The sequence below is a fragment of the Streptomyces sp. genome (assembly GCF_036566765.1).
Classification (GTDB): domain Bacteria; phylum Actinomycetota; class Actinomycetes; order Streptomycetales; family Streptomycetaceae; genus Streptomyces.
This window is the reverse complement of record NZ_DATCVQ010000286.1, coordinates 1-7,470: the sequence shown is the minus strand read 5'-3', so window position 1 is coordinate 7,470 and position 7,470 is coordinate 1. Positions and strand designations below refer to the sequence as shown.

6 protein-coding genes are annotated in these 7,470 nt (G+C 73.9%); 4 read left to right on the top strand and 2 right to left on the bottom strand.

Annotation, left to right across the window (positions count from 1 at the left end; all coding sequences use genetic code 11):
* Window positions 1–70: 70 nt before the first annotated feature.
* A complete protein-coding gene (locus VIU94_RS16150; protein ID WP_331912037.1) occupies window positions 71–544 on the bottom strand; it encodes an SRPBCC family protein in 474 nt (157 codons plus the stop codon).
* A gap of 37 nt (window positions 545–581) precedes the next feature.
* On the bottom strand, window positions 582–1,898 hold the full coding sequence (locus VIU94_RS16145; RefSeq protein WP_331912035.1) for a type III PLP-dependent enzyme domain-containing protein: 1,317 nt from the start codon (window positions 1,896–1,898) through the stop codon (window positions 582–584).
* A gap of 103 nt (window positions 1,899–2,001) precedes the next feature.
* Between VIU94_RS16145 and hutU the strand changes: the two genes are divergently transcribed.
* The 4 genes from hutU to hutI form a co-directional block, all read left to right on the top strand.
* Window positions 2,002–3,675 (top strand): urocanate hydratase, encoded by a 1,674-nt coding sequence (hutU, locus tag VIU94_RS16140; protein WP_331912033.1) that lies wholly within the window; start codon window positions 2,002–2,004, stop codon window positions 3,673–3,675.
* 17 nt (window positions 3,676–3,692) lie between these two features.
* Window positions 3,693–4,883, top strand: a complete 1,191-nt coding sequence (locus VIU94_RS16135) for an allantoate amidohydrolase (RefSeq protein WP_331912041.1) — start codon at window positions 3,693–3,695, stop codon at window positions 4,881–4,883.
* Complete coding sequence (locus VIU94_RS16130) at window positions 4,880–6,214, top strand: formimidoylglutamate deiminase (RefSeq protein WP_331912039.1); 1,335 nt, start codon at window positions 4,880–4,882, stop codon at window positions 6,212–6,214. Before VIU94_RS16135 ends, VIU94_RS16130 begins: the two co-directional genes overlap by 4 nt.
* A 102-nt stretch (window positions 6,215–6,316) precedes the next feature.
* Window positions 6,317–7,470, top strand: a 1,154-nt coding sequence (hutI, locus tag VIU94_RS16125; RefSeq protein WP_331912031.1) for an imidazolonepropionase, incomplete at its 3' end; no start/stop codon positions are given.

Sequence of the window (7,470 nt, the reverse complement as noted above, 5' to 3'; positions counted from 1 at the left end):
CCCGGCCTTGATCGGACCCGGAACCCGACCTTGACCGGATTCGGTGTCACCCGACCTGACCGACCCGGCGTCAGCCGCGCCGTTCGACCGCCGTCGCCATCTCGTCCAGGTCCTTCGCCAGCGCCCGGCTCACCGCCTTCGCGCCCAGGCCGCCGATCAGCCTGGACAGCAGGCCCATGGCGCCGCCGCCGGTCGGGGTGGCGCTGAAGCGCATGACCACCGCGGTCGAGGAGGCGGCCGGGTCCCCCTTCAGCAGCTCGATCTCCGACTCGTAGTGCATCCCGTGCGAGTCGGCGACCGTCACGTACCGCTCAGGCGGCACGCACTCGGTCACCGTCATCTCCTCGGTGGCCTCCTTGCCCAGCATCCGCCGGGTCTCCCGCCACCGGGTGCCGACGTCGAAGCCGCCCTCCGTCAGCACCTCGACCCGCTCCACCCCGCTGAGCACCCGCTCCATGCCCCGCAGATCGGTCAGCGCCTCCCAGACCCGTCCGGGAGGCGCCTGGACCCGCCGCTCGACGACGACGCTCTTGGTAGCAGCCATGGCTCCATGGAAGCACCGTCGGTACGGGAGCGCGCCGTCAGCGCAGCAGCGCGTCCGGGTCCTCGCCGCCCGACTCGGCCACGATCTCGGCCAGGCTCTGCGCACGGCGGACGAGCGCGAAGCGGATCCCGTCGGCCGTGCGGGTGAAGCCGTGCACGGCGGGCCGGGGGAGGCTGTTGTAGCCGTAGTGGCTGGAGAAGTAGTACGCCCCGGTGTCCAGGACGGCCGCGACGTCGCCCGGCTCCAGGCGCGGCAGCGGCCGCGCGGCGGCGAGCAGGTCCCCGGCGAAGCAGGCGGGCCCGGCCACGTCCTGGGCGACCTCGGGCCCGGTGCGCGGCCTGCCCTCGGCGTCGTACGCGGCGATCCGCACCGGGTAGGCCTCGGGGTCGTACACCGTGCGGGTGGCGAGCTGCACGCCCGCGTGGGTGACGGCGACCGCGCGGCCGCCGGCCGTCTTCGTGTACTCCACGCGGGCCAGGACCGTGCCGTGCCGGGCCAGCAGCGAGCGGCCGAACTCGGTCACCAGGGCGTAGCGCCCGTCGAACAGCCCCGGGACCCGCTCGGCGAGCAGCCGGGCGTACTCCGCGTACGTCGGCGACTCCTCGTCGGAGGCGAAGTTCACCGGCAGGCCGCCGCCGATGTCGAGGGTGTCGACCTGGGTCCGGCCGGCCTTCGCGTTGATCTCCTCGGCGAGCCCGTACAGCTCCGCGACTCCTTCGGCCATCAGAGCGAGCGGGATGCCCTGCGAGCCGCTGTGCACGTGCAGCCGGGTCAGCCAGCGCCGGTCGAGGTACGCCCGGACGACCTCCTCGCGGGCCCCCGGGTCGCGCAGCGCGACGCCGAACTTCGAGGTCGGGGCAGCGGTGGAGAGCGCGCCGATGGCGCCCGAGCCGAGCTGCGGGTTGACCCGCAGGCCGACGCGCGGGAAGCGCGCCGTCCGGGCGACGAGCGCGTCGAGCAGGGCCAGCTCCTGGAAGTTGTCGGCGTTCAGCGCGATGCCCAGGGTCAGCGCCTCGCGCAGCTCGCCGGCGGTCTTGGCGGGCGAGTCCAGGACCGTACGGGAGGCGGGGACGCCGGCCGCGCGGGCCAGGGCCAGCTCGCCGGGGCTCGCGACCTCCGCGCCGAGCCCCGCCTCGTACAGCAGGCGAAGGACGGGGACGAGCGGGCACGCCTTCACGGCGAAGGCGTGCATGATGCGGGCGCCCGGGGCGATGGCCGCGAACGCGGTGTCGAGGGCGGCGGCGGAGGCCCGGACGCCGTCGGCGTCGATCAGGGCGACGACGGGTTCGGCGGGGGTGAGGAGTCCTTGCTCGACGGCGGCGCGGACGGCCGGGTCGCGACGTGAGGAGGCCATGGGGCCATCCCACCATCGGGCGGCGCGACGCCGCAGGTGTTGACTACATTTATTCACCACGCCACTATGTGAATATCTGGACCACATCCGAGGAGGCAACGCCATGTCAGGACCCCGCCCCGTACGAGCCCCGCGCGGCACGGAACTCAGCACCCTGGGATGGCAGCAGGAAGCCGCCCTGCGGATGCTGCAGAACAACCTCGACCCCGAGGTCGCCGAGCACCCGGACAAGCTCGTCGTCTACGGCGGCACCGGCAAGGCGGCCCGCGACTGGCGCTCCTTCGACGCGATGGTGCGCACCCTGCGGACCCTGAAGCAGGACGAGACGATGCTCGTCCAGTCCGGCCGCCCGGTCGGCGTCATGCAGACCCACGAGTGGGCCCCGCGCGTCCTCATCGCCAACTCCAACCTGGTCGGCGACTGGGCGAACTGGGAGGAGTTCCGCCGTCTGGAGGCCCTCGGCCTCACGATGTACGGCCAGATGACCGCCGGTTCGTGGATCTACATCGGCACCCAGGGCATCCTCCAGGGCACGTACGAGACCTTCGCCGCCGTCGCCGCCAAGAAGTTCAACGGCACCCTCGCCGGCACCATCACCCTCACCGCCGGCCTCGGCGGCATGGGCGGCGCCCAGCCGCTCGCCGTGACGATGAACGACGGCGTCGCGATCTGCATCGACGTCGACCCGCGCGCGATCGAGCGCCGCATCGAGCACCGCTACCTGGACGTGAAGGCCGACAACCTGCGGCACGCGCTGCAGCTGGCCGTCGAGGCCCGCGACGCCCGCAAGCCGCTCTCCATCGGTCTGCTCGGCAACGCGGCCGAGCTCCTCCCGCAGATGCTCGCGGAGGGCGCCCCGATCGACATCGTGACGGACCAGACCTCCGCCCACGACCCGCTCTCCTACCTCCCCGTCGGCGTCGACTTCGACGACATGGCGACGTACGCGGCCAAGGACCCGGCGGGCTTCACCACCCGCGCCCGCGAGTCCATGGCCCGCCACGTCGAGGCCATGGTCGGCTTCATGGACGCCGGCGCCGAGGTCTTCGACTACGGCAACTCCATCCGCGGCGAGGCCCAGCTGGCCGGCTACGACCGCGCCTTCGCCTTCCCCGGCTTCGTGCCGGCGTACATCCGCCCGCTGTTCTGCGAGGGCAAGGGCCCGTTCCGCTGGGCCGCGCTGTCGGGTGAGGCGTCGGACATCCACAAGACCGACAAGGCGATCCTGGAGCTCTTCCCGGAGAACGAGTCCCTGCACCGCTGGATCAAGATGGCCGGCGAGCGGGTCCACTTCCAGGGCCTGCCCGCCCGTATCTGCTGGCTCGGCCAGGGCGAGCGCGACAAGGCGGGCGACATGTTCAACGACATGGTCGGCAACGGCACCCTCGCCGCGCCCCTCGCGATCGGCCGCGACCACCTCGACTGCGGCTCGGTGGCCTCCCCGTACCGCGAGACCGAGGCCATGCTCGACGGCTCCGACGCGATCGCGGACTGGCCGCTCCTCAACGCCATGGTCAACGTCGCCTCCGGCGCGTCCTGGGTCTCCATCCACCACGGCGGCGGCGTCGGCATGGGCCGCTCCATCCACGCCGGCCAGGTCTCCGTGGCGGACGGCACGAAGCTCGCCGGCGAGAAGATCCGCCGCGTGCTCACCAACGACCCGGGCATGGGCGTCATCCGTCACGTCGACGCGGGTTACGACATCGCGGAGCGCGTCGCGGACGAGAAGGGCGTCCGCGTCCCGATGCGCGAGGGCTCCGAGGACGGCTCCGCGTGAGCGACACCTTCCACGCCATGTGGCGGTCGCTGCGGCCCATCGGCCGCAGTGACGCCTCGGGCGGCTACCGCCGCTACGCCTGGACCGGCGCGGACGCCGACTGCCGGCTCTGGTTCCAGATGCAGGCGGAGGCCCGCCGGCTGAACTACGAGGTCGACCGCAACGGCAACCAGTGGGCCTGGCTCGGCGACCCCGCGGCCGGCGACGCCGTCGTCACCGGCTCGCACCTGGACTCCGTGCCGGACGGCGGGGCCTTCGACGGCCCGCTCGGCGTGGTGTCGTCGTTCGCGGCGCTCGACGAACTGCGTTCCCGCGGCGTGGTGTTCAAGCGCCCCCTGGCCATCGTGAACTTCGGCGACGAGGAGGGCGCCCGGTTCGGCCTCGCCTGTGTCGGCTCCCGGCTCGCCGCCGGACAGCTGACGAAGGAGCAGGCGTACGAGCTGCGCGACGCCGACGGGGTCAGCCTCCCGCAGGCCATGGAGGCCGCCGGGTTCGACCCCGAGGCCATCGGCCCCGACCGCGAACGGCTCGACCGCATCGGCGCGTTCGTCGAGCTGCACGTCGAGCAGGGCCGCGCGCTGGACCTGTCCGGCGACGCCGTCGGCATCGCCTCGGCGATCTGGCCGCACGGCCGCTGGCGGTACGACTTCCACGGCGAGGCCAACCACGCCGGCACGACGCGGCTCGTCGACCGCCGCGACCCGATGCTGACCTACGCCGAGACCGTCCTCGCGGCCCGCCGCGAGGCGGAGCTCGCGGGCGCGGTCGCCACCTTCGGCAAGATCTCCGTCGAGCCGAACGGCGTCAACGCCATCCCGTCGCTGGTACGCGGCTGGCTCGACGCGCGGGCGGCCGACCAGGGCGCGCTGGACGCGGTCATCGCGGGCATCGAGACGGCGGCCCGCGAGACGGCGGCGAAGCACGGCATCGACCTGGGCGTCGTCCAGGAGTCCTTCACGCCGGTGGTCGAGTTCGAGCATGCGCTGCGGGACGAGATGGCGGGGATCCTGGGAGAGAAGACGCCGGTGCTGGGCACGGGCGCGGGACACGACGCGGGCATCCTGTCCGCCTCGATCCCGACCGCCATGCTGTTCGTACGGAACCCGACCGGCGTCTCGCACTCCCCGGCCGAGTTCGCGGGCGAGGACGACTGCGTGGCCGGGGTCCTCGCACTCGCCGACGTACTGGAGGGCCTGGCGTGTCGCTGACGACGACGTACTGGCTGGAGCACGCCTGGCTCGACACGCACGTCGAGCCGGGGGTGGCGCTGGAGGTCGCGGACGGCCGGATCACGGCGGTCCGCACGGGCGTGGACGCGCCGACGCCCGGCGCGGCAGTCCTGCGCGGCTTTACGATCCCGGGCCTCGCGAACGCCCACTCGCACGCCTTCCACCGGGCGCTTCGGGGCACGGTGCAGGTGGGTTCGGGCACGTTCTGGACGTGGCGCGACGTCATGTACCGGGTCGCGTCCCGGCTCACGCCGGAGTCGTACCACGCGCTCGCGCGCGCCGTGTACGCGGAGATGGCGCTGGCGGGCATCACGTCCGTCGGCGAGTTCCACTATGTGCACCACGCGCCGGACGGCACGCCGTACGCCGACCCCAACGCGATGGGCGAGGCGCTGATCGCGGCGGCGGCCGACGCGGGCATCCGCATCACGCTGCTCGACACGGCGTACCTGTCGTCCGGCTTCGGCGCGGCTCCCGAGCCGCACCAGGTCCGCTTCTCCGACGGGTCGGCGGACGCCTGGGCTGAGCGGGTGTCGGGCCTGAAGGAACGGCCCGGCGTCCGTATCGGCGCGGCGATCCACTCCGTACGGGCCGTCCCGGCGTCGCAGCTCGCGACGGTCGCGGACTGGGCGCGGGAGCGCGAGGCGCCGCTGCACGTCCACCTGTCCGAGCAGACGGCGGAGAACGACGCCTGCCTCGCGGCGCACGGCTGCACGCCGACGCAGCTGCTGGCCGAGCACGGCGTGCTCGGGGCGCGGACGACCGGCGTCCACAACACCCACCTGACGGACGAGGACGTGACGCTCCTCGGCTCGTCCGCGACGGGCACGTGCATGTGCCCGACGACGGAACGGGACCTGGCGGACGGCATCGGCCCGGCGGTCGCGCTGCAGGCGGCGGGTTCGCCCCTCTCGCTCGGCAGCGACAGCCATGCCGTGATCGACCTCCTGGAGGAGGCGCGGGCGATGGAGCTCAACGAGCGCCTCCGCTCCCGCACCCGGGGCCACTGGACGGCGGCGGCGCTGCTCCGCGCGGCCACGGCCGACGGCCACGCCGCCCTCGGCTGGTCGGACGCCGGCCGCCTGGAGGCGGGCGCGCTCGCCGACTTCACGACGGTGACGCTCGGCTCCATCCGCACGGTGGGCGCGGACCCGCGCCTGGCGGCGGAGACGGCGGTCTTCGCGGCCACGGCGGCGGACGTCACGGACGTGGTCGTAGCAGGCCGCCCCATCGTCCGAGCCGGCGCCCACGCCACCGTCCAGAACCCGGCAGCCGCCCTGAACGACGCGATCACGTCCCTCCGGGCGTGACACCCCGCCCCCGGCGTCGGCCGGGGGCGGAGCTGCTGCCCCCGCCGGGGCGATGGCGCCCCGGGGGACGGGGGGACATTCAATCGACCATCGAGAGGGACCATGACCACCACCGTCGTCACTGACATCGGCCGACTCGTCACCAACGACCCCGCCCTCGGTGACGGCTCCCCGCTCGGGATCGTCGAGGGCGCCGCGCTCGTGCTCGACGGCGAGCGGGTCGTCTGGGCCGGGGCCGCGGCCGGCGCGCCCGACGCCGACGTGCGCGTCAGCGCCGGCGGGCGGGCCGTGATCCCCGGGTTCGTCGACTCCCACTCGCACCTCGTCTTCGCCGGCGACCGCACCGCCGAGTTCAACGCCCGCATGTCCGGCCAGGCGTACGCCGCCGGCGGCATCCGGACCACCGTCGCCGCCACCCGCGCCGCCTCCGACGCGGAGCTGGAGCGCAACCTCACCCGGTACCTCGACGAGGCCCTCCGCCAGGGCACCACCACCTTCGAGACCAAGTCCGGGTACGGCCTCACCACCCACGACGAGGCCCGCGCCCTGCGCATCGCCGCCGCGCACACCGACGAGGTCACCTACCTCGGCGCGCACATCGTGTCCCCGGACTTCGCCGACGACCCGGCCGGCTACGTCGCCCTCGTCACCGGCGAGATGCTCGACGCCTGCGCCCCGCACGCCCGCTGGGTCGACGTCTTCTGCGAGAAGGGCGCGTTCGACGGGGACCAGGCCCGCGCGATCCTCACCGCCGGCATGGCCAAGGGCCTGCACCCGCGCGTGCACGCCAACCAGCTCTCGTACGGCCCGGGCGTCCAGCTCGCCGTCGAGCTGGACGCGGCGAGCGCCGACCACTGCACCCACCTCACCGACGCCGACGTCGACGCGCTCGCCAACGGCAACACCGTCGCCACCCTCCTCCCCGGCGCCGAGTTCTCCACCCGCGCCGAGTGGCCGGACGCCCGCCGCCTCCTCGACGCCGGCGTGACCGTCGCCCTGTCGACCGACTGCAACCCGGGCTCGTCGTTCACCTCGTCCGTCCCGTTCTGCATCGCCCTCGCCGTCCGCGACATGCGGATGACCCCGGACGAGGCGCTCTGGTCCGCCACCGCCGGCGGCGCCGCGGCCCTGCGCCGTACCGACATCGGCCGCCTCGCACCCGGCGCGTACGCGGACTTCGCGCTCCTCGACGCCCCCTCCCACGTCCACCTGGCCTACCGCCCGGGCGTCCCCCTGGTGACGGAGGTCTGGAAGCG

Bases quoted from the DNA above. Each gene is read 5' to 3' on its own strand.
- VIU94_RS16150 (WP_331912037.1), bottom strand. From the start codon at position 544: ATGGCTGCTACCAAGAGCGTCGTCGTCGAGCGGCGGGTCCAGGCGCCT.
- hutU (WP_331912033.1), top strand. From the start codon at position 2,002: ATGTCAGGACCCCGCCCCGTACGAGCCCCGCGCGGCACGGAACTCAGC.
- VIU94_RS16145 (WP_331912035.1), bottom strand. From the start codon at position 1,898: ATGGCCTCCTCACGTCGCGACCCGGCCGTCCGCGCCGCCGTCGAGCAA.
- VIU94_RS16135 (WP_331912041.1), top strand. From the start codon at position 3,693: ATGTGGCGGTCGCTGCGGCCCATCGGCCGCAGTGACGCCTCGGGCGGC.